We start from the raw sequence: 21,188 nt of genomic DNA, 5'->3' as shown, positions 1-21,188 counted from the left end.
GGAAAAAAGTGCTTGGTGAGACCCCACAGGACGCAGTCCGAGGAGGCTCACCGCGCTCCCGCGGAAAGCGAGCTATTCCCCGTAGCCCCCATCCACTCAATAATAGTCTCGAAACTGAGTCTTCAACTAAAGGGAGCTTATATGGAAGAGGGAGGTGAAGGTCTAAGAAAATTTTGGGACAGACTGGTTGACTTTATTATCTGAATTTTATAGACTATTGGAAAGATATTTTAAAAAGTGGCTTTATTACAAAGTCGAAATAAGCAAGTTGAGCAGAGAATGAGTTGAGTTGAGGTATAGGATGAGCTGAGCTGAGTGAGCGAGGGATCTTCGGACGTAAGGAGCCGATGGATTGCCTGGCCGATTTTCACCCCCTTTCTATCTACTCGTTTTCATCCCTCAACGTCTCATTCTCCATGATTCTAATGGAGAGGTGAGCCTTTATGACCACTTTTAATACATTTCAAAGCGATGCCGAAGAGCATCAGACCATTCCAATAACACAATCGTTTTATACGGATACGTTAACACCGATTCACATGTTTCATGCATTGAATCATGAAGCCGTGTACATGCTGGAGAGCCAGGATCCTGAATCCCCATGGTCAAATTATTCTTTTCTAGGTCTTGACCCGATGGTTCAAATCAAAGAGGAGAAGCACCGGTTTCAAATCAAAGACTTTGACCAAGACGATGTCACGTATTCTGAAGACTTCAAGTCGGCTTATGAGAAAGTATTGGCAAAGCTTGACGTGAAGCAGCCGCCGATTGACCTTCCTTTTAAAGGAGGAGGGGTCGGATATATCAGCTATGATGCCATCTCAGATTATGAGCCTGTAGAAAGGGCCGAGACGGATGACTTGAATCTTGCTAATTATCAGCTGCTTTTCTGTAAGACTTTAATTGCTTATCATCATAAAACAAAAGAAACGACGATTTTATCCTTCGCTAGAAAAGAACCAGGACGCCCATTAGAAGATATTTATTCTGAAACGAAAAAGCGAATCACATCCATTATAAGCCAGCTGCAGAAGGTCGGCACACTTCCGGATTTAATGCTGAGTGAAAATGAAACGGATGATGAATCCTTTATGTTAGAAAGCAATTATGAACCGGAAAAGTTCAAATCTGATGTGGGAAAAATCAAAGAGTATATCCGTGCCGGAGATATTTTTCAGGCTGTTTTATCTCAACGTTTTCATACAGTAACGAATCGAAGCGGATTTGAACTTTATCGAGTGTTGCGGAGGGTGAACCCTTCTCCATACATGTTTTACTTAAAAATGGATGAAGTGGAAGTGATCGGAAGTTCACCTGAACGACTCCTTGAAGTCCGTGATCGTAACCTTGAAATCCATCCCATAGCTGGAACAAGGAAAAGAGGCAGAACCGAAGAAGAGGATGACGCGCTGGCTGAAGAGCTTTTGCAAGATGAGAAAGAGTTAGCGGAACATCGCATGCTGGTGGATTTAGCACGTAACGACATCGGGCGCGTCGCTGAATATGGAACGGTACAGGTTAGTGAATATATGACGATTGGCCGCTTCTCAAAGGTGATGCATATCATCAGTAAAGTAACCGGTCGATTGAAGGAGAGCGTTTCTCCCATTGACGCCTTGATTTCCTCATTCCCGGCTGGAACATTATCAGGTGCACCAAAAGTCCGGGCTATGCAGATTTTACGAGATCTTGAGCCTACTCCCAGAAACCTCTACGGTGGGGGCATTTTATATTTAGGTTTTGATGGAAACATCGACTCCTGCATTACCATCCGAACGATGACTAGAACAGGAAAAGATTTATATATTCAGGCGGGGGCTGGCATCGTTGCTGATTCTGACCCTGAAGCAGAGTATCAGGAAACTTTGAGCAAAGCGAGTGCATTGAAGAAGACGATTCAACTAGCAGAGAAGATATTTGAGAAGAGCGGAGAAGGAGTGGAGACGAGATGAAAGATACATTAAGTAAAGTTGTCGCAGGAGAGGAAATGACCGAACAGGAAGCCTTTGATACGATGGATCGGATTATGAACGGAGAAGCGACGACCGGCCAACTGATGAGCATGCTCAGCGTCATGCGTTACCGCGGAGAAACAGTTGAAGAAATGACCGGTTTCGTTCGGGCGATGCGTGAAAATATGACCAGGATGGATACAAATGATGAGTCAATTGTTGATACATGTGGTACTGGCGGAGATGGCGCATCTACATTTAATATTTCCACAGCTGTTTCCATTGTTCTTGCGAGCATGGGAGTGAAGGTCGCTAAGCATGGAAATCGGAAAGTTTCTTCAAAAAGCGGGAGTGCCGATGTCCTGGAAAAACTGGGCGTGCCCATTGACACTACACCAGAACAAGGGGTACAGGCGCTTTCTCAAAAAGGAATGACGTTCATGTACGCCCCCCTTTACCATAAAGCAATGAAACATGCAGGACCTGCACGGAAGGAGCTTGGCTTTCGTACCATTTTTAACTTACTTGGACCAATGTCCAACCCTGCAAATGCTAAAAGACAGCTGATCGGCATTTATGATACCAATTATGCAGAAAAAATGGCGGAGACTCTTAAGAATCTTGGATCCACACACGTACTCTTAGCAACAGGAAGAGATGGTCTGGATGAAATTACAATCACAGGGAAAAGCGATCTCGTTGAATTGAAGAATGGTGAGATCACTCGTTTTACGGTTTCACCTGAAGATTTCGGTCTTCCTTTAGGGAATCTCACAGATATTCGTATTTCTAAAACAGAAGAAAGTGCACAAATGATTAAGGATGTCCTGTATGGGCGTTCAAATGAAAGTGCGTCTTCCATTGTCACATTAAATGCAGCGGCGGGACTCTATGTCGCAGGAAATGCAGAAGACCTTCAAGATGGTGTGCTGCAAGTCCAAAAGGCAATCATGGAAGGCCTCACAAGCAAGTATTATGAATCGATTGTTAATGAAAAGGAGAATCGTCAATATGCTTGAAACCATCTTAGCTGTAAAACAACAAGAAATTGAAAAATTGTATTTGCCGGAAGAGCAGTCATTTGCTCATCATTCTCTCTATAAATCTCTGAAAACCACTTCATTTGCAGCAGGCCTGATTGCAGAGGTGAAAAAAGCATCTCCATCCAAGGGCATTATACGTGAGGACTTCAACCCTGTCCGGATCGCTCATGACTATGCTGAAGCAGGGGTGCAAGCCATTTCTGTTCTTACGGATCAACATTTTTTCCAAGGGCACCGTGACTACTTGACGAACATCAAGAAAGTAGTGAATGTACCTGTATTACGGAAGGACTTTATTATAGACTCCTTGCAAGTAGCGGAGAGTGCCTATATCGGTGCTGACGCTATTCTGCTGATCGGGGAAGCGCTGGAAGCGAAGAAGCTGCATGAACTTTACCTTCAAGCCTATGAGCTTGGATTAGAAGTCCTTGTCGAAGTCCACAGTGAAGAAACATTAACTAAAGTGCTGAATGAGTTTACACCAAAAATTCTAGGTATTAACAATCGAAACCTTCATACGTTTGAAACGAAACTCTCTCAAACCGAACGCATGGCGAAACTTGCACCGGAGGAGTGTTTGCTGGTTTCAGAAAGTGGGATTTCTTCCCATGATGATCTGCAGAAAGTAGCTGGTTATGGAGCTGAGGGTGTACTGGTGGGAGAATCTCTCATGCGCCAGAAGGATATCAAAGAAGCGGTCCGTCAGTTGTTGGAAGGAGTGAATGTTCGATGAAAGAACCGATCGTCAAATTATGTGGAAATAGGTCTTTGTCAGATGTAGCCAAAACATCTTCTTCCCAAGCCTCCCATCTTGGTTTCATATTTGTCCGGAGAACAAAACGATATGTCCGACCGGAATATGTCGGACGCTGGGTGAAAAAAATCCGACCAAGACAAAAAATCGTCGGGGTTTTCATCGAGCCCACGATTGAGGAAATCGAAGAGATTCTTCATTTTGTTCCCTTAGATGTTATTCAACTGCATGGAAATGAGACGGTATCTCAGTTGTTGAGAATTAAAGAAGCGTTTGGTCTTCCGGTTTGGAAAGTGGTTCACCATCAATCGGATGGAATTAAACAAATGGAAGTGTTCCGTGGTGTTGCTGATGGATACATTGTAGACAGCAAAGTGGACGGTGTTTCAGGTGGAACTGGGGTCCGCTTCGACTGGGAGTCTGTCCCGACCTATCAGAAAGAAGCGTCTGACCAGGGTGTCCCGTGCTTGATTGCAGGGGGGATTAAACCAGAGAACGTCACATATTTGTTGCACTATCGCCCGGACGGAATCGACCTTTCCAGTGGTATTGAAATCGGAGACGGAAAGGACATTGGCAAAATTCAAACAATCATGAAAGAGGTGGAGCAAAATGTTGCAAGTATTTCCTGATTTAAAAGGACGTTATGGTGATTTTGGTGGGAAATATGTACCGGAAACCCTTATGGGGCCATTACAGGAACTGGAAGAATCGCTTGACCAAGCGATGGCGGATCCGGACTTTTTGAAGGAGTACCATCATGTGTTAAAAGAGTACGCAGGACGCCCTACTTCTTTGTCTTACGCAGACAAGTTGACAGGACAGCTTGGAGGAGCAAAAATCTATTTGAAACGTGAGGATTTGAACCATACAGGTGCCCACAAGCTTAATAATGCGATTGGTCAGGCTTTGCTGGCAAAAAGAATGGGAAAAGAGAAGATCATTGCTGAAACAGGGGCAGGACAGCATGGCGTTGCCTCTGCAACGGTTGCTGCAAAATTTGGACTTGAGTGTATCGTGTTTATGGGGGAAGAGGATATCCGCAGACAGGAGCTGAACGTTTTCCGAATGAAGCTTCTTGGAGCCGAAGTCGTTTCAGTTTCGAGTGGAAATGGAACTCTAAAGGATGCGACCAATGAAGCGATCCGCTATTGGGTCGCTAACTGTGAAGACCATTTCTATTTAATTGGTTCTGTGGTTGGCCCCCATCCATACCCGCGCATGGTTAGGGATTTTCAGAGAATCATAGGTGATGAATCTAAACGCCAGTTCTTAGAGGTTGAGAAAGAGCTTCCGGATCGTATTTTTGCCTGTGTAGGTGGTGGAAGCAATGCTATGGGGATGTTTTACCCATTCCTTGAAGACAAGAGTGAATTGGTCGGAGTAGAAGCTGCCGGGAAAGGGATAGACACACCTGAACATGCAGCGACGCTTTCAAAAGGAACTCCTGGTGTCATTCACGGATCGATGACCTATCTTATGCAGGATGAGAATGGACAAATTACCGAGCCTTATTCCATTTCGGCAGGGCTGGACTATCCTGGGATCGGCCCAGAACATGCTCATTTATTCCAGACGAAACAAGTCCGTTACGAAGCCATCACAGATGAAGAAGCGCTTGATGCATTGAAACTTTTAACACAAACAGAGGGGATCATACCTGCGATTGAGAGCGCCCATGCCCTTGCTCAGGCATTTAAAGAAGCCCCTCAAATGAGTAAAAATGAAACGATTTTGATTAACCTTTCCGGCCGTGGGGATAAAGATATGGCAACATTAATGGAACATTTCCAGGAGGAGGTCTGACATGCTGACTAAAACATCATTCCAAGGGAAACTAACGAAAACGGAAAATTTGTTTATCCCGTTCATTGTAGCAGGGGATCCTGGTCCTGAATGGACAATTCAATTTGCTTTGCGTCTCCAGGAAGAAGGTGCGGACGTTTTAGAGCTGGGCGTTCCTTATTCGGATCCACTTGCGGACGGTCCTACGATTCAACGAGCGGCGCAGCGTGCAATAAAGGCAGGGATGTCCTTACGTAAAGCAATCGAGCTTGTGCCGAAGTTAAGAGAGCATGGACTCGAAATTCCAGTTGTGATATTCACTTATTACAACCCTGTCCTTCAAATTGGACATGAGGAATTCTTTGAACTCCTAGAAAGAAATGGGGTAGAAGGGCTTCTTATCCCCGATCTTCCATTTGAAGAAAGTGAGGAGATTCGTAACCATTCAGAAGAAAAAGGCATTGAATTTATCTCCCTTGTTGCCCCTAACTCTGATCAAAGGATCAAGCAGATTGCGGAACATGCGAAAGGTTTTCTATATTGTGTTTCTTCTCTGGGAGTAACTGGAGAGAGAAAAGAAATGTCTGCTGCAGCTCTGGCATTCATTGAAAAAGTGAGACAGCACAGCCAAGTGCCAGTTGCTGTTGGATTCGGCATATCAACGAATGATCACGTTCGCCTTGTGAGAGATCATGCAGACGGCGTCATCATTGGAAGCAAAATCATTCGATTAATTGAAGCGGAGCTTGAAAATATTGAAAAAGGTAAGATGGACGAAGCTCTTAAACATTTCACCGATGAAATTAGAGCACTTGTTCAGTAAGTTTTGATAGAGCTGAGAGGAGTGGAGCAGAGTGATCTATATGATTGACCACTATGACTCTTTTACCTACAATCTCGTCCAGTATCTTGGAGAGCTTGGAGAAGAGATCATAGTGAAGAGAAATGATGAAGTAGATATAGGTGAGATTATAGAGCTGAGCCCTGACTTAATCTTTCTTTCACCAGGCCCGTGTTCCCCGGATGAAACACCGGTGACCCTGGAAGTGATTAATCGGTTCAAAGGAGATATTCCCATCTTCGGTGTTTGTCTTGGTCATCAGGCCATAGCTCAAGTGTTCGGTGGAAAAGTCGTACGCTCAGAGAAGCTGATGCACGGAAAAACATCACGCATTTTTCATGATGGAAAGGGAATATACGAAGGGTTAAGTAATCCGATGGAGGCGATGCGCTATCATTCGTTGATTGTAGAGCTTTCCGATTTACCGGAGTGTTTTGAAGTGACCGCTTCAACAGTAGAAGGAGAATTGATGGGCATACGTCACCTTGAATTTCCTATTGAAGGGGTCCAATTCCACCCAGAGTCTATTGGGACAGGTGATGGAAAACAATTACTGAAAAATGTGATTCAAAATCGTGTGAAAGCTTTTATCCCTTAATGTGATGTTTATATAACAGCATACAAGGCTGGTACCTTCCCGAGGTGCCAGCCTTTTAATATTAGTAACTATACGTTTCGTTCTCTAAGCCTATTTGGAAAAATCCTTAAATGGCTAGCAAAAGCTCTAAACTCAATGGTGATTTATCCAAACTTCCTGATTTAAATAGCTTAGCATGTGTTGGGGATAGAAGGGCATTCTTCTTTTCGTACAGTCTGTAACTGGTGATTTGTGTGGGTAATTAGAACTAATTTTACTACAAAATTCTGTCGAGGAATTGCGTATTTAACAGAAATTTCGTAAGAATAAAGCAATTCTTTGAAAGGGTGTGGTTATCGCTTTCATAAGGGTATGTGAAAAAATGGAATCCTCTAAAAACGCGGAGAATAGCCCCTTTTCAGCTATCTACTTGCCATTTTCACAAAATTAAAATCTATGTTAGTTTTATTATCGTTGTGTTCAAAGAGCGATTTCACATCGGCCGATGTTTTTAATTGAACAGCTCAACAAGAACCAGCCAACAAAAAACATCAGGAGATGATTCAGTAGTTATGGAACTGCAACAAGATCCAACTTTGTTATGGTTTATAGCAATCTATGGAATATTAATGGTCGGCATTGGTGTATTCATGTCGAAAAAAGTAGCCGGTAGTGAAGATTTCGTTTTAGCCGGTAAAAGCTTAGGACCTTTTGTATTGATGGGAACGCTTCTGGCCACATGGACAGGAAGCGGAAGTATTTCCGGCGGAGAAACGTCGATGGCTTTCTCTTATGGTATTCTTCCTTCTTTGATGATGATGCTCCCAACGTTAATCGGTATTATCATTCTTTATGTCGTCGCACCTAAAATCCGCGAACACGGAAAATTCACCGTTGCCGGTATTTTAGAGTCGAAATATGGGCGTACATCCCGTAACATTGCGAGTGTTATTATCATCCTTGCGTATGTCGGTATCGTTTCTTATCAGATGAAAGGTTTCGGATTCATTCTTAACTTAACAACAGGGATGACTGTGCAGACAGGTACGATGATTGGTGCTGCCATGATTATCTTCCTTGCCATGATCGGGGGACTTCGTTCAGTATCCCAAACGGACGCCATCAGTGGATTTTTGATGGTCGGAGGTTTGATCATTACTGTCCCTACAATCATTATGGTTGCAGGTGGATGGAGTGAAATCGTCGCTAATGTTCCTGAGTCTCACATGAGTGCTACGGGTGGTTTGACGACGATTCAAATGATCGGTTATCTGCTCCCTTCTTTGTTCTTATTACTGGGTGACCAAAACATGTATCAGCGTCTTGCATCTTCTAAAGGAGATAAATCCGCGAAGCGTGCGCAAATGGGGTGGCTGATTGCGATGATCGTCATTTCACCATCCATTTCATTGATCGCCTTTGCATCCCGTTCCATATTCCCGGATATTGATCCAGGAATGGCGTTGATGGCTACTACAGTAGCTATGCCAATCGCTATCGGTGGTATTCTGCTGGCAGCAGCAGCTTCCTTCATCATTACTACAGGGAACTCTTACTTACTGTCTGCAGCAACGAACTTGACTTATGACCTTTATGCTAATTATGTGAATAAGGATGCGTCTGACAAAAAGCTTCTTGCTATGACAAGAATATTCATAGTTGCGCTGGGTGTATTCGCCTTCGTAATCATCAGTTATTTCCCTACAGTATTAAGTGTGCAAATGTATGCTTATACCGTTTATGGTGCAGGTTTAACTCCTGCGGTACTTGCCGTATTCTTCTGGAAGCGCGTCAATGCGATAGGTGGTGTATCTTCCATGATCGCTGGTGTGCTGGCTACATTGACATGGGAAATTATTCTAGGCCAGCCATTTGAAGTGAACAGTGTAGTTGTTGCTGTACCTGTTGCGGTTATTGTATTGATTGTAGCAACGTTAATGACAACATCTGGCTCTCAAGCTGAAAGGGCTGTAAAAGCTTCATAATACAAAAAAGCCTCCCAAAATAGGGAGGCTTTTTTCTTTTGTAATATCTCTTATAGGGGTGTTACATAAGACTGATAGGGTAAATAAAGCCACCATTTCCATTACTGGAAATGGTGGCTTTTGGTAGTGGAGCATAGCGGGCTCGAACCGCTGACCTCTTCGCTGCCAGCGAAGCGCTCTCCCAGCTGAGCTAATGCCCCGTATGTTTTTCGACAATTATTATTGTATATAGAGAGTCAGGAAAAATCAAGAGTTTTTTGAATTCATCTTCCAACAATTGATATTGGTGGGAGGGTAAACTTTTTAAGGAAGAAAGTTTAAATAATCATTTAAAAAAATTTAAGTGAGTGAGGGTTCAATTAGGAACCGATTCCAGCCCTTGTAAATCAAAAGTGGATAGGGTTTATATCATCTTACAATATACATAATATTCATAAAATTAAAAAAACTATATTGACTTCTCTTTTTTAGGTTATATAATACTTTTATAGCAATGGTAACGCTTACATAAAAGAGGAGGTCTTCACATTTGCCTATCTTAGAAGTCGAAAATGTATCGTTGCAGTTCGGTGGTGTGAAAGCTTTGGATGCTGTGTCCTATCATCTTGAAAAGGGTGAAATCTTTTCGTTGATTGGTCCGAATGGAGCAGGGAAAACAAGTATGCTGAACTGCATAAGCGGGCTGTACAAACCTACATCAGGGTCGATCCGTTTTAACGGAAAAGAAATCCTTGGAATGAAACCCTACAAAAGGACGTCTCTAGGCATTGCTCGTGCGTTTCAAAATATTGCTTTGTTTGAACACATGTCTGTGCTGGATAACCTGAAGCTTGGTCGGCATGTCAAAATGAAGGCGGGGATTTTCACGGGTGGACTTTACTGGGGTGGTGCAGAAAAGGAAGAGGTCGTCCACCGTCACTCGGTGGAGCAAGTCATTGAATTTCTTGAGATGCAGGAGATCCGTCATACGCCAGTCGGTACACTTCCATATGGGTTAAAGAAAAGAGTGGAGGTAGGACGAGCACTTGCCCTTGAACCTGAAGTGATTTTGCTGGATGAACCGATGGCCGGGATGAATAATGCTGAAAAAGAGGACATGGCCCGGTTTATTTTGGATATGCATGAGTTGAATGGAATTACGGTATTCCTTATTGAACACGATATGGGGGTCATTATGGATCTCTCTGACAAAATTGCTGTCCTGGACTTTGGAAGACGGATCGGTTTTGGCACTCCGGAAGAAATACAGAAGAACCCGGATGTCATCAAGGCTTATTTGGGCGAACATGAAGTAACCACATAAGGAGGGGATTGTGGGATGACGCATCGAACGCTGCCTCAGCTTTTGTTTGAAAAAGCAGAAAAGGAAGGGAGGAAAGTGGCCTTTCGTCAGAAGAATTTAGGCATTTGGAAAGAATGGACTTGGCGGGAGTATTACAGAGAAGTAGAATCATTGGCCCTTGGGTTACAAGAAGAGTTTTCAATCCAGCCAGGAGAGCGTATTGGAATCATCGGGGACAACCGACCACACTGGATTGTCGCAGAGCTTGCAGCTCAGTCGATTGGAGCCGTCCCGGTGGGGATTTATCAGGATGCTTCCCCGGATGCAATGGCCCACTACTTAAGAGAATGTGAACCGCGAATTTTAGTGGTTGAGGACCAGGAACAGGTGGACAAGCTTCTTGAAATTATCGATTCGTTTCCTGCCATCGAAGCAATCCTATTTTGTAATGAAAAAGGTCTCCGTTCCTATTCTCATGAAAAACTTATAAATTTAAAAAGCTTGCAGTCCATTGGCAGCACACGCGCCAGTGAAGATCCATCTTTTTTTGAGCATCAAATACAAAATGTGAAACCTCTGGATATTGCTTTCATTACGTTCACCTCAGGAGTGACACATCATTCGAGAGCTGCGACCTTTACTCATAACAATTTGATCCAAACGGCTTTATCGATTCATGAAATAGATCCTGTAAAATCTGATGATGACTATTTATCCTTCTTGTCTCTTGCTTGGATTTGTGAACAAGTGATGGCAGTCGGACTCTCCTTGACGAGAGGGATGACGATCAACTTTCCTGAAGAACCTTCCACCATTTTAAACGATTTAAGAGAAATCGGACCACACCTGATCCAAGCACCTCCACGAACATTCGAGAACATGTTAACCCGTTTCCAAATTCGAATGAATGATTCTACACGCTTGAAGAAAAAAATGTTTGAACTTACCGAATCTGGTTTAGAAAAAAACGCACGAGCAAAATTGAGCAACCGTTCGGTCTCTTTTTTATCAAAGCTCAAATACTTGCTTCATGACTTCTTCATGTATAGTGCTATCCGAGATCATTTAGGGCTTTCACGATTAAAAAGGGCTTACGTTACAGGCGGCAGATTGAATAGGGAGGCTTTTGAGTTTTTCCAAGGGTTAGGAGTTAATGTGAAACAAACCTATGGAATGGTTGAAACCACTGGGTATGCTTCTATTCAGAGGGATCATGAATGGACGGCGGAGGGTGCTGGGAAACCACTGCCTGGTTTATCCATGAACCTAGCATCCAGAGGAGAAGTTCAAGTCGAAGGTCTTCAAGTTTTTGCTGGTTATTTAGGGGGGAATCCAGTAACCGAACTTTCTACTGGGGATTATGGCAGAATCCTTGATTCAGGAGAAATGGAAATCCGCGGAAGGATGGAAGAACGCTTGGCTTTGGACTCGACAGATGGACAATCTTCCAGTGAGATAGAAACCGAGCTTCGGAAGAGTCATTATCTACAAGAAGCTGTAGTCTTCGGGGAAGGTCGTTCTTACCTGACAGCCATGCTTACCATTCATCGTGCCAGCGTAGGACGTTGGGCAGAAAAGAATCAGATCTCTTATACAAGTTATCGGGATTTGACAATGCATCCCGAGGTCATTGAGCTCATCAAGGACCAAGTCCTTAAAATGATGCAATCTTTACCAGAGGAAAGTCGCATCAAGCGGTTCGTCATCCTACCAGAAGAGTTACGGTTGAGTTATGGGGAGATGACGTCCACGCAGAAAACGGTACGAAGAACTGTGGAAAAGAATTACAAGCGATATTTAGCTGCGTTATATAACGACACCGGACAGTATGATACCCTTTCAAACTTGAATTCTGAAGAAACGGATGAAGGCGAAATCGCGCCCGTCATCTTATTGGATCGATCACAGGGGGTGGCTTGAGTTGACTTTCTTTATGCAAATGCTGGTCAGTGGAGTAGTAGTAGGGAGTATTTATGCGCTCGTAGCATTAGGGTTCGTCCTAATCTATAAAGCTAGCGATGCTCTGAATCTGGCAAATGGAGAATTTGTACTTATCGGATCATATATTTGTTTAACCCTTGTCACTGCCTTGAAACTGCCTTTCCTAGTGGCTCTGGCGGTTACCTTGGGCGTGTGTGGTGTACTTGGGTTATTGGTTGAGAGAGTCGTACTAAGACCGTTACTGAATGCGCCGACTATTTCTGTCATTATGGCAACGATCGGTCTTGGTAACTTGCTTGCAGGTCTGGTCCATATGGTATGGGGGCACCAGACACGCGTGTATCCAAACCTCTTTCCGAACACTCCAGTGACTTTTGGTGAAGTCCTTATTACACCTGTTTATTTATGGTCATTCATTATTGTTATGGCTCTGCTTCTTGCTTTTACCTTTTTCTTTAAATTCTCAAAAATGGGAGTGGCGATGCGTGCGGTAGCCGATGACCTTCAAGCAGCAGCCAGTATGGGAATCAATGTGAAACGGGTATTCGCCATTACGTGGGCGATTGCTTGTATCGTCGCTGCTGTTGGCGGGGTCTTGCTTGGAAACATTAACGGTGTGAACGCGACGATGAGTGTGATTGGTCTTACGGTTTTACCCGTCGTCATCCTGGGAGGACTCGATAGTATCCCTGGAGCCATTGTTGGTGGATTTATTATTGGAATATTACAGAGTATGGCAGGTGGATATATTGATCCTCTTGTCGGAGGGGGATTGAAAGAAGTGTTCCCGTTCATTGTCGTCATTTTAATATTAATGATCAAGCCTTATGGCCTCTTTGGAAAAGGCGGAATGGAAAGGGTGTGAGGTTGTGAAAAATCCATTTGTTATGGAATGTGGCAATTACAAAACCAGGTACGAAAAAGATATGGCTATTTTTTCAATCAAACGGGTGAAAATCAGGGTGCTCGGACTGGCTATTCTAGCCTTCCTGTTTCCTTTGCTCGCTGATAATTATGTCATCGGTTTAGCGACATTGTGTGCAATTGCTTCCATAGGTGCTATTGGACTGAACATTTTGACAGGATTCACGGGCCAGATATCCATCGGGGTAGGTGCCTTCTTAGGTGTAGGTGGATATACATCGGCCATCTTAACAAGTACGTTAGGATTAAGCTTTTGGGTTGCCTTGCCTGTGGCAGGCCTCATCACAGCTTCTGTGGGGGCACTGTTCGGGATTCCGTCCTTACGATTGAAAGGGCTCTATCTCGCCATTGCCACATTAGCAGCACAGTTCATCATTTTGTTTATCATTAGCCGTTGGACCGGTTTGACAGGTGGAACTTCTGGAATGGTCCTTCAACGTCCATCGATCGGAACGTTTTCCTTTATGTCTGCAAGCAGCTACTACTATTTGTGTCTCATCATTCTGCTTTTTACGATCGTTTATGCTTTAAATTTATTCCGCAGCCGTACAGGCAGAGCCTTTTTAGCTGTTCGTGATCGTGACGTAGCAGCAGAAATCATGGGCATCAACTTATTCACATACAAGGTGCTTTCCTTCGCCATCAGCTCCTTTTTTGTCGGGATTGCGGGTGCGTTGCTTGCTCATTATACGATGATTGTAAGTCCGGAACTTTACAGCATAACGGTATCGATTCAATACTTGGCCATGATTTTAGTCGGGGGGCTCGGGAGTATTCTTGGTTCGATACTTGGTGCCATATTTATTACGCTTTTGCCGGTGGGGCTCGGTTTTGTCATGGATTATATCGCTGTCTATATGCCGGATATGCAAAACACATTAGCAGCCTTCCAGGAGCTTGCCTTTGGTGCTGTGATCATCCTGTTTCTCATCTTTGAACCAGGGGGACTTGCGCATATTTGGAGTAATATAAAAAATTATTTCAAAGTTTGGCCATTTTCTTATTAGTAAGTGGAGGGAAGGGCTTTATACTCTTTGCTCTAAACTATAAAAATATAGAAAGGGAGTCGAGGATTTGATCAAAACGTACGCAAAATCGACAATGTTTTTGTTGTGCCTCATGCTGTTGATGGGGATGATGGCTGGTTGTAGTGGAGATGAAGGAGCGTCTGGGGGAGATGCGGAAGCTTCTGACGGTAAAACGGTAAAGATTGGAGCGCTTTTTGATATTACAGGTGGAACGGGAGATGTGGGGACACCATATTCAGAAGGTGAGAAAGCTTACTATGAATACTTGAATAGTCAGGGTGGAATAGATGGTGTTCAAGTTGAACTGATTGGTGATGATTACGCCTACGATATGGCAAAAGGTCAGCGGTTGTATCAAGAGTTACGTGATAAAGACAACGTGTCGGCTATCCTCGGTTGGGGCACAGCGGATACAGAAGCACTCCGCCAGCAAGTAGCCAATGATCAACTTCCTTATTTCTCTGCTTCCTACTCAGAAAACCTGAAAGATCTAGAGGAAAGTCCATACAACTTTTTAACAGCAGCTACATACTCTGACCAGGGACGAGCTGTGGTTAAATGGATCAAGGAGAATCATGAAGGAGACAATCCAACGCTTGCCCTTCTTTATAACGATACAGCGTTCGGACGTTCCCCAATTGAAGACATTAAAGCTTACGCCGCCGAAGCCGGCGTTGAAGTTGTAGATGAACAAGTCATTCCTGTGACAGCAACAGAAGCACAGTCCCAAATGTTGAATATGCAGGAAGCAGCTCCTGACTATGCCATCATTCAACAAACGTGGGGAGCGACAGCCACGATTTTACGTGAAGCTCAGACACTTGGCATTGATACCCAATTCATCGGTTTAAACTGGGCGACGGGAGAAGGAGTGGTAGAAATTGCCGGTGACGCGGCAGAAGGAATGTTAGGCGTTGTCACCCACGCTTTTCCATATGAAGACTTAAAAGGTCTGGCTGAAATGGAAGAGTACTTGGAGTCCAAAGGAGAAAGCCTGGAAGATGTCAGTCAAAAATTCGTTCAAGGTTGGGTAACCGCTAAGATTATGGCTGAGGGTATAGGGAATGCCGAGGAGTTGAATGGAGAAGGCATCCGCAAAGGGCTCGAACAAATTAAAGATATGGATCTCGGTGGTCTGGCCGCTCCTGTGACTTTTTCGGAAGACAACCATGCGGGAACGAATCAAGTTCGTCTAGCAGAGGTTAAGGATGGGAAATTTGAAGTCGTCACGGATTATTTCAGTTATGAAGATTAAAAGTGGACGGGGTCTCGTAAAGAGGCCCCCTTTTTCAAAAGGAAGGTGAATCAGGATGCTAAGAGTCGAAAATATCGAAGTTGTGTATTCAAAGATGATTCTAGTCTTAAAAGGGATGTCAATCGAAGTTCCAGATGGAGACATTGTTGCTCTGTTAGGAAGTAATGGGGCGGGAAAATCTACGACATTGAAAGCGATCTCGGGTTTGCTTGGAGGAGATAATGGTCAAGTGACGAAGGGGAAAATTACGTATCAAGAGGAAGACATCACTTCAATGAGTCCCGATAAAATTGTTCAAAAAGGTATCTTTCAAAGTATGGAGGGACGGAGAGTTTTCACACATCTCACAGTTGAAGAAAACTTAACTGCCGGCGCTCACACACGGAAAGATCGAAGGAATATAAAGAAAGACATGGAACGTGTCTATCATTATTTTCCAAAGTTAAAAACGTTACGTACCCGGCATGCTGGGTTGCTCTCAGGAGGCGAACAACAAATGCTCGCTATCGGCAGAGGGATTATGGCGAAACCAAAGTTATTGTTGTTGGACGAGCCATCCCTTGGAATTGCACCGCTTCTTGTGAAAGAAATCTTTCAAAACATTAAACAGATCAATGAAGAGGAAGGGATGTCCATTCTTGTTGTTGAGCAAAATGCCAATGTAGCGCTCTCCATCGCGGATTATGGATATATCATTGAGGACGGACGCTCTGTTTTGGAAGCTCCTGTATCAAAGCTGCTTTCGAACCAGGAAGTTCAAGAACACTATTTAGGTATAAATGAAGAAGGACGTAAAAATTACAGAGACGTAAAATCCTATCGGAAGAAACAACGGTGGATTTAATAGGGGGGGTTATTAAGAAAAGCTCTCCATTATCTCAAGGGCTGGTCTAAAGAATAGGAAAATCATACGATATGACACTTCCAGGATAGGAGGTGTTTTTTTATTGTCCAGGAAATATTCCAGGATAGTCAAAATGTGTCATAATAAATGGCATATTGTTTAGAAATTGAGATTATAGGAAAAAGATAGGTAATTAATGAAAAAGAGGTGAAAAAATGTCAGGAAGAAAAGTGAAGAACAGATGGTTGATCGCCTTAGGAGCTGTGGGAATTCATATTTCTATCGGATCTGTTTACGCCTGGAGTAACTTTACAGGTCCACTGAGCGAAGAATTCGGTTGGTCAGCAAGTCAAGTACAATTGACTTTTAGTATTGCCATTTTATTCTTAGGATTATCTGCAGCCTTTTTAGGATGGTTCGTTGAAAAATATGGACCGAGGGTCGCCGGAATTACAGCTGCTATCTTTTTCGGGATTGGTGTGGCTGGGTCAGGAATAGCCGTTAACGCAGGTTCATTATGGATGCTGTACATATTTTACGGGGTTCTTGGAGGTATAGGTTTAGGTGTTGGTTATATCGCACCGGTTTCTACATTAGTAAAATGGTTCCCTGACCGTAGAGGTCTTGCAACGGGGATGGCGATTATGGGTTTTGGTTTTGCAGCAGCTATTGCCAGCCCGTTGATGGACTTTCTTATTAATTCAGTTGGAATCGCAGCCACCTTTTATATTCTAGGTATCAGTTATTTTGTCGTTATGATTGGTTCGTCCCTTTACATGTCACGCCCTCCTGAGGGCTGGACACCTGAAGGTTATGATCCAGATAAGGAAACGGATACCAAAAATCAAGATTTGGCAAACTTACGTGCAAAAGAAGCATTGAAGACAAAGCGTTTTTATTACCTTTGGACGATGTTGTTTATTAATGTCACGTGTGGAATTGCTGTTATTTCTGCGGCTAAGCCATTATTGGAGGAAAGTGTCGGGGTAACGACAGCCACTGCAGCCACTCTCGTGGGTGTAATGGGCATTTTTAATGGGCTTGGAAGAATCGGTTGGGCAAGTGCTTCTGATTATATAGGTCGTGCAAACACGTATATCACCTTCTTTGTTCTGCAGATCGGTTTATTCCTTGTTCTGCCTTGGACAACCGCCACGTGGATTTTTGTCATTGCATTTTCTATTATTTACACTTGTTATGGAGGCGGATTCGCAACCATTCCCGCGTTCATTGGGGACTTATTTGGAACAAAAGAACTTGGCGCCATTCATGGTTATATTTTAACAGCGTGGGCGGCCGCTGGACTTGCCGGGCCCATCTTTGCAGCTTGGATGAAAGATACGACTGGAAGCTATGAGAACAGCCTCATTTTCTTCTCTGGTTTATTTGTCGTAGCCCTGGTGGTTTCCATTCTGACCAAGGTCGATGAACGGAAAAAGCGAAAAGCGTTAATAAACAAAGAAAAAACAGCATAAATAAAAAAAGAAACTCGGAGGCTAAGGATAGTCTTTGAGTTTCTTTTTTGTGTAACATTTGTTAGGGGCATGAAATGGGCGGCAGTTGATTATAAGAATAGAGGGAGAGAGCTCTGTTTTTTTAAAAAAATATCCTTAATATTAAAGAGTATCGAGGTTTATAATTCGAGGTTAACCCCTAGTGATTAGGGGAAAGGTGGAATTAAGAGTTCATGTCAGTCAGGAGGAATTGAGATGTTGTTTTCAGGAACGAAGCTTTCAGACCTTTCGAAAGCCTCTATTATCATTATTTTGACGGGCTTCGCCCTGGTAGGCGGAGCCGTTTATTTTTTCACTGAACTTGCGGCAGAGGTTCTTGAACAGGAGAAATTCATTGTAGACCAAGCAGCTACAGACGTAGTGAGATCTATCACTACTCCGTGGATGGATGCGTTTTGGGGATGGATCACGGAATTGGGGTCTGTTTTATTTATAACCATAGCATCTGTCGCACTGCTCATCTTTCTTCTGTTCTTTTCTCCCTTCAGCCGATGGGTAGGTGTTTATTTTGCCATCGTAATGCTCGGCATTAGTGCATTGACTAAATTGCTGAAAGTAACTTTTGAGCGCCAACGTCCAGAAGTGTTGGCGGAGTATGATGGAACTGGTTTCAGCTTTCCAAGTGGACATACAACTGGTTCTGTTGTTTTTTACGGGTTTCTCATTTACTTAATTGTCATCAGTCCATTGAAAAAACAGGTGAAATGGACCATAAATGTAGCGCTGGGAATATTAATTGCACTTGTCGGTCTTTCTCGGATTTATCTCGGTGTACACTTTTTCACAGATGTCTTTGGAGGCATGCTATTCGGTCTTGCATGGCTGGTCGTTTGTATAGCGGCACTGGAAATCACAATATGGAATCAAAGAAGAAGACAATCCGGGAGTGTTCAAAACCTCGTAAAAGGGAAAACTGAAAGGAAGCAGGAGAAAGGGTGATTCAATCATGTTATATATATTAGTCATATTCTTACCACCATTAGCTGTCTTGTTTACAGGGAAACCGTTAAAGGCGCTATTGAATTTAATCTTAACTTTGATTTTTTATGTCCCAGGAGCGGTACATGCTGCCGTAGTGGTGAAAGGGCATTATGACAGCAAGAAACTTGGATGAAAAAAGCCTGACAACAGAGGAAATGTTGTCAGGCTTTTTCTTTTAAACTCCTCGTTTATTCCCCCAGACAAGGGCATGTACTTGAGGGAGAACGCGCACTTTATTCAGCTTGGATGAGGCGACAACCTGTTCGATGAGCCATTCATATTGGTCAAGGAGGTGACTGGCTAATGTTCCTGCTTCGTTTTCTTCCAGATCATCATTTCCGACTTGTAAAAAGAAGGGGACATGAGGGTATCTTTCATGGACTTCTTCGGCATAGGTCAAGTCATCTTTATTAAAAATCACCACTTTTAAACTCGTGTTCTGAAGGCGTCCAGCGGTTTCCAAACGATACAAGATATCATCCAGAACGTTCCAATCCGTCTTCATTTTAGAGCTGGGTGGTTTAGGAGATATGGTCAGGTCATCAATTTGAGGGAACCATTCCTGCCAACGGCTGCCCTGTGTTTCAAGAGCTACCTCGATTCCTCTTTCATGGAGAGGAACGATAAGCTCATGGAGATTTTTTAAAAGAGCAGGGTTACCACCGGATATCGTAACATGATCGAACTGATCTCCACCCGTTTGGATCAGTCGAGTCACAATTTCTTCTGAAGTTAACCGTTCGATGTCATGCTTGGCGCTTCCGTCCCATGTAAAGGCAGAATCGCACCACGCACAACTGTAATCACACCCTGCCGTACGCACAAACATCGTTTTTCTACCCACCACCATTCCTTCACCTTGGATGGTAGGACCAAAAATTTCGAGAACCGGGAATTTATTCATCTCTCATCCACTCCCGTCTTGCTTCCGCGAAACTCGTCGGTGTTTCATAAAGTTTTACAAACTCAACACGACACTGATTCGGATCGTCTTTCAAAGCATCTTCCATTTTCTCATAAATCCAAACGACCATATTTTCAGCTGTCGTATTCATGTTTGGCAGTGTATCGTTCAAATACCTGTGATCGAGGTGGACCTCAATCTGTTCCTTCCAGATTTTCTTGATATCACCGAAATCAATGACAAGCCCAATATCATCGACTAAGCCGCTGACACCAAAAATCACTTTATACGTATGTCCATGAAGGTTTTTACACTTCCCTTCATAACAGTGCAAGTGGTGAGCAGCATCAAAGGTGAATTCTTTACTGACGAGTACACGTTTTTGATGGTACTTTAACTCGTGACGTTTGATGTCTTGATCTATTTTCTGCAAGTTTTCTACAATCGTGAAGCCGTACATTATTCAGCCCCCTCTTTTTCTGCAATATAAGTATGGAGGCCGTTTCTTCGAAGTTCACAAGCCGGGCATTCGCCGCATCCATCACCGCGAATACCATTGTAACAAGTCAATGTTTTCTCACGGACGTACTCGAAAGCACCTAAATCATCAGCCATTTCCCATGTTTCCGCTTTGTCGAGCCACATGAGAGGGGTGTGAATGACGAATTCATCATCCATTGACAAATTCAGTGTTACATTCAAGGATTTTACAAAAACATCACGACAGTCTGGATAACCACTGAAGTCCGTCTCACAGACACCTGTAACAATATGTTTCGCTCCGATTTGACGCGCAAGAATGGTAGCAAAAGACAAGAATAATAGATTCCTACCCGGCACAAAGGTTGAAGGAAGTTCCCCATCTTCGCCATCTTTCACTTCAATATCATCCCTGGTTAACGCATTAGGAGCGAGTTGATTAAGCAAAGACATATCAAGGATATGGTGACGCACCTGCTGATCATCAGCAATTTCTTTCGCCACTTCAATCTCTTCTTTATGACGTTGGTTGTAATCGAACGTAACGACTTCCACAGATTCGAATTTCTTCAATGCCCAGAACAAGCAAGTCGTACTATCCTGTCCACCGCTGAATACAACCACCGCTTTATTATTTTTTTCCATAAAAAAATTCTCCTTTCATCATCGAAAAAGAGAATTCTACACACCCAAAACCATTAAAAAAACCGTACCTAAGGCAAGGTACAGTTCCATCCTTAGTTTTTTATAGAGGGTGTCGCTAGAACCTCTCCTGCCCTGAAGCAGACTTTATTTAATTTACCCTACTCATCTTAACACGAGAATATGCCCCTGGAAACCCTGACCTATTCAATTACCTGCATCAGCTTTATTAAACAATATGGCAGGATTGTGGAAGACTTGATTTCGAGATGTTTGTGTGGATTTAGGGGCTCCGGGAAAAGGTTCGCTTTCCGTGGGCGAGTGATGAGCCTCCTCGAGCTAACGCTCTGCGGGGTCTCATCTACCACGCACTTCCCACAGGAGTCTCACCGTTTCCCTACGCCCCTTTGCCATATGAGGTTCTAGAAATCCCTCTTATATTACCTGCCTAAAACT

The 21,188-nt window shown here is 43.5% G+C and carries 20 protein-coding genes, 1 tRNA gene and 1 riboswitch; of the genes, 17 read left to right on the top strand and 4 right to left on the bottom strand.

The features are described 5' to 3' along the window. The first annotated feature begins 443 nt into the window (after nucleotides 1-443). From trpE to VKA52_RS19060, 8 genes are all read left to right on the top strand, one after another. Complete coding sequence (trpE, locus tag VKA52_RS19095; RefSeq protein WP_326316874.1) at nucleotides 444-1,952, top strand: anthranilate synthase component I; 1,509 nt, start codon at nucleotides 444-446, stop codon at nucleotides 1,950-1,952. Beyond that, the gene (gene trpD, locus VKA52_RS19090) at nucleotides 1,949-2,971 is read left to right on the top strand and encodes an anthranilate phosphoribosyltransferase (protein WP_326316873.1); all 1,023 of its coding nucleotides are present in this window, start codon (nucleotides 1,949-1,951) and stop codon (nucleotides 2,969-2,971) included. The genes trpE and trpD overlap by 4 nt, the downstream gene beginning before the upstream one ends. Then, nucleotides 2,964-3,728 carry an indole-3-glycerol phosphate synthase TrpC gene (gene trpC / locus VKA52_RS19085; protein ID WP_326316877.1) on the top strand — a complete coding sequence of 255 codons (765 nt, stop codon included), beginning with the start codon at nucleotides 2,964-2,966 and terminating at the stop codon, nucleotides 3,726-3,728. The genes trpD and trpC overlap by 8 nt, the downstream gene beginning before the upstream one ends. Further along, nucleotides 3,725-4,381, top strand: coding sequence for a phosphoribosylanthranilate isomerase (locus VKA52_RS19080; RefSeq protein WP_326316872.1), 657 nt, complete (start codon nucleotides 3,725-3,727; stop codon nucleotides 4,379-4,381). The genes trpC and VKA52_RS19080 overlap by 4 nt, the downstream gene beginning before the upstream one ends. Beyond that, on the top strand, nucleotides 4,362-5,555 hold the full coding sequence (trpB, locus tag VKA52_RS19075) for a tryptophan synthase subunit beta (RefSeq protein ID WP_370551151.1): 1,194 nt from the start codon (nucleotides 4,362-4,364) through the stop codon (nucleotides 5,553-5,555). Before VKA52_RS19080 ends, trpB begins: the two co-directional genes overlap by 20 nt. 1 nt (nucleotide 5,556) lies before the next feature. After that, complete coding sequence (trpA, locus tag VKA52_RS19070; RefSeq protein WP_326316871.1) at nucleotides 5,557-6,357, top strand: tryptophan synthase subunit alpha; 801 nt, start codon at nucleotides 5,557-5,559, stop codon at nucleotides 6,355-6,357. 31 nt (nucleotides 6,358-6,388) lie between these two features. Next, nucleotides 6,389-6,973: an anthranilate synthase component II gene (locus VKA52_RS19065; RefSeq protein ID WP_160916418.1), complete on the top strand. Its 585-nt coding sequence runs from the start codon at nucleotides 6,389-6,391 to the stop codon at nucleotides 6,971-6,973. 551 nt (nucleotides 6,974-7,524) lie between these two features. After that, nucleotides 7,525-8,937 (top strand): sodium:solute symporter family protein, encoded by a 1,413-nt coding sequence (locus tag VKA52_RS19060; RefSeq protein ID WP_326316870.1) that lies wholly within the window; start codon nucleotides 7,525-7,527, stop codon nucleotides 8,935-8,937. A 127-nt stretch (nucleotides 8,938-9,064) separates the two neighbouring features. On the opposite strand, the gene VKA52_RS19055 is transcribed toward VKA52_RS19060, so the two are convergent. Beyond that, nucleotides 9,065-9,137: transfer RNA gene (locus VKA52_RS19055), tRNA-Ala, on the bottom strand. 329 nt (nucleotides 9,138-9,466) lie between these two features. Between VKA52_RS19055 and VKA52_RS19050 the strand changes: the two genes are divergently transcribed. The 9 genes from VKA52_RS19050 to VKA52_RS19010 all read left to right on the top strand — a co-directional run bounded on the left by VKA52_RS19050 (nucleotide 9,467) and on the right by VKA52_RS19010 (nucleotide 18,839). Next, nucleotides 9,467-10,240: an ABC transporter ATP-binding protein gene (locus VKA52_RS19050; RefSeq protein WP_326316869.1), complete on the top strand. Its 774-nt coding sequence runs from the start codon at nucleotides 9,467-9,469 to the stop codon at nucleotides 10,238-10,240. A 15-nt stretch (nucleotides 10,241-10,255) separates the two neighbouring features. Continuing rightward, complete coding sequence (locus VKA52_RS19045; RefSeq protein ID WP_326316868.1) at nucleotides 10,256-12,139, top strand: AMP-binding protein; 1,884 nt, start codon at nucleotides 10,256-10,258, stop codon at nucleotides 12,137-12,139. Between the two features lies 1 nt (nucleotide 12,140). Then, nucleotides 12,141-13,025, top strand: coding sequence for a branched-chain amino acid ABC transporter permease (locus VKA52_RS19040; protein WP_326316867.1), 885 nt, complete (start codon nucleotides 12,141-12,143; stop codon nucleotides 13,023-13,025). Between the two features lie 4 nt (nucleotides 13,026-13,029). After that, complete coding sequence (locus tag VKA52_RS19035; RefSeq protein WP_326316866.1) at nucleotides 13,030-14,091, top strand: branched-chain amino acid ABC transporter permease; 1,062 nt, start codon at nucleotides 13,030-13,032, stop codon at nucleotides 14,089-14,091. 94 nt (nucleotides 14,092-14,185) lie between these two features. Next, complete coding sequence (locus VKA52_RS19030) at nucleotides 14,186-15,367, top strand: ABC transporter substrate-binding protein (protein ID WP_326316876.1); 1,182 nt, start codon at nucleotides 14,186-14,188, stop codon at nucleotides 15,365-15,367. A 55-nt stretch (nucleotides 15,368-15,422) separates the two neighbouring features. After that, the gene (locus VKA52_RS19025) at nucleotides 15,423-16,211 is read left to right on the top strand and encodes an ABC transporter ATP-binding protein (RefSeq protein WP_326316865.1); all 789 of its coding nucleotides are present in this window, start codon (nucleotides 15,423-15,425) and stop codon (nucleotides 16,209-16,211) included. Between the two features lie 230 nt (nucleotides 16,212-16,441). Continuing rightward, nucleotides 16,442-17,686, top strand: coding sequence for an L-lactate MFS transporter (locus tag VKA52_RS19020; RefSeq protein WP_326316875.1), 1,245 nt, complete (start codon nucleotides 16,442-16,444; stop codon nucleotides 17,684-17,686). A gap of 234 nt (nucleotides 17,687-17,920) precedes the next feature. Further along, entirely contained in the window at nucleotides 17,921-18,664 is a 744-nt protein-coding gene (locus VKA52_RS19015) for a phosphatase PAP2 family protein (RefSeq protein WP_326316864.1), read from the top strand. Between the two features lie 7 nt (nucleotides 18,665-18,671). Then, nucleotides 18,672-18,839, top strand: a complete 168-nt coding sequence (locus VKA52_RS19010; protein ID WP_326316863.1) for a YqaE/Pmp3 family membrane protein — start codon at nucleotides 18,672-18,674, stop codon at nucleotides 18,837-18,839. Nucleotides 18,840-18,881: 42 nt separating this feature from the next. On the opposite strand, the gene queE is transcribed toward VKA52_RS19010, so the two are convergent. Genes queE through queC form a run of 3 tightly spaced genes read right to left on the bottom strand, consistent with a single transcriptional unit; the run spans nucleotide 18,882 to nucleotide 20,735 of the window. Next, complete coding sequence (gene queE / locus VKA52_RS19005; RefSeq protein WP_326316862.1) at nucleotides 18,882-19,610, bottom strand: 7-carboxy-7-deazaguanine synthase QueE; 729 nt, start codon at nucleotides 19,608-19,610, stop codon at nucleotides 18,882-18,884. Continuing rightward, the gene (gene queD, locus VKA52_RS19000) at nucleotides 19,603-20,070 is read right to left on the bottom strand and encodes a 6-carboxytetrahydropterin synthase QueD (protein WP_160916423.1); all 468 of its coding nucleotides are present in this window, start codon (nucleotides 20,068-20,070) and stop codon (nucleotides 19,603-19,605) included. The genes queE and queD overlap by 8 nt, the downstream gene beginning before the upstream one ends. After that, complete coding sequence (gene queC, locus VKA52_RS18995; RefSeq protein WP_160916424.1) at nucleotides 20,070-20,735, bottom strand: 7-cyano-7-deazaguanine synthase QueC; 666 nt, start codon at nucleotides 20,733-20,735, stop codon at nucleotides 20,070-20,072. Before queC ends, queD begins: the two co-directional genes overlap by 1 nt. A gap of 86 nt (nucleotides 20,736-20,821) precedes the next feature. Beyond that, a riboswitch (PreQ1 riboswitch) is annotated at nucleotides 20,822-20,866 on the bottom strand. Nucleotides 20,867-21,188 lie beyond the last annotated feature (322 nt).

This window comes from Halobacillus sp. HZG1 (genome assembly GCF_035818575.1).
In the GTDB taxonomy this organism is placed as follows: Bacteria; Bacillota; Bacilli; order Bacillales; family Halobacillaceae; genus Halobacillus; species Halobacillus litoralis.
Note: the sequence above shows the minus strand (reverse complement) of the source record. Positions and strands in the feature narration are given on the sequence as shown.

Coding starts and splice junctions, on each gene's coding strand:
- trpB (WP_370551151.1), top strand. CDS start 4,362: ATGTTGCAAGTATTTCCTGATTTAAAAGGACGTTATGGTGATTTTGGT.
- trpC (WP_326316877.1), top strand. CDS start 2,964: ATGCTTGAAACCATCTTAGCTGTAAAACAACAAGAAATTGAAAAATTG.
- VKA52_RS19080 (WP_326316872.1), top strand. CDS start 3,725: ATGAAAGAACCGATCGTCAAATTATGTGGAAATAGGTCTTTGTCAGAT.
- queD (WP_160916423.1), bottom strand. CDS start 20,070: ATGTACGGCTTCACGATTGTAGAAAACTTGCAGAAAATAGATCAAGAC.
- queC (WP_160916424.1), bottom strand. CDS start 20,735: ATGGAAAAAAATAATAAAGCGGTGGTTGTATTCAGCGGTGGACAGGAT.
- VKA52_RS19030 (WP_326316876.1), top strand. CDS start 14,186: ATGTTTTTGTTGTGCCTCATGCTGTTGATGGGGATGATGGCTGGTTGT.
- VKA52_RS19015 (WP_326316864.1), top strand. CDS start 17,921: ATGTTGTTTTCAGGAACGAAGCTTTCAGACCTTTCGAAAGCCTCTATT.
- trpA (WP_326316871.1), top strand. CDS start 5,557: ATGCTGACTAAAACATCATTCCAAGGGAAACTAACGAAAACGGAAAAT.
- trpE (WP_326316874.1), top strand. CDS start 444: ATGACCACTTTTAATACATTTCAAAGCGATGCCGAAGAGCATCAGACC.
- VKA52_RS19010 (WP_326316863.1), top strand. CDS start 18,672: ATGTTATATATATTAGTCATATTCTTACCACCATTAGCTGTCTTGTTT.
- VKA52_RS19045 (WP_326316868.1), top strand. CDS start 10,256: ATGACGCATCGAACGCTGCCTCAGCTTTTGTTTGAAAAAGCAGAAAAG.
- trpD (WP_326316873.1), top strand. CDS start 1,949: ATGAAAGATACATTAAGTAAAGTTGTCGCAGGAGAGGAAATGACCGAA.
- VKA52_RS19060 (WP_326316870.1), top strand. CDS start 7,525: ATGGAACTGCAACAAGATCCAACTTTGTTATGGTTTATAGCAATCTAT.
- VKA52_RS19025 (WP_326316865.1), top strand. CDS start 15,423: ATGCTAAGAGTCGAAAATATCGAAGTTGTGTATTCAAAGATGATTCTA.
- queE (WP_326316862.1), bottom strand. CDS start 19,610: ATGAATAAATTCCCGGTTCTCGAAATTTTTGGTCCTACCATCCAAGGT.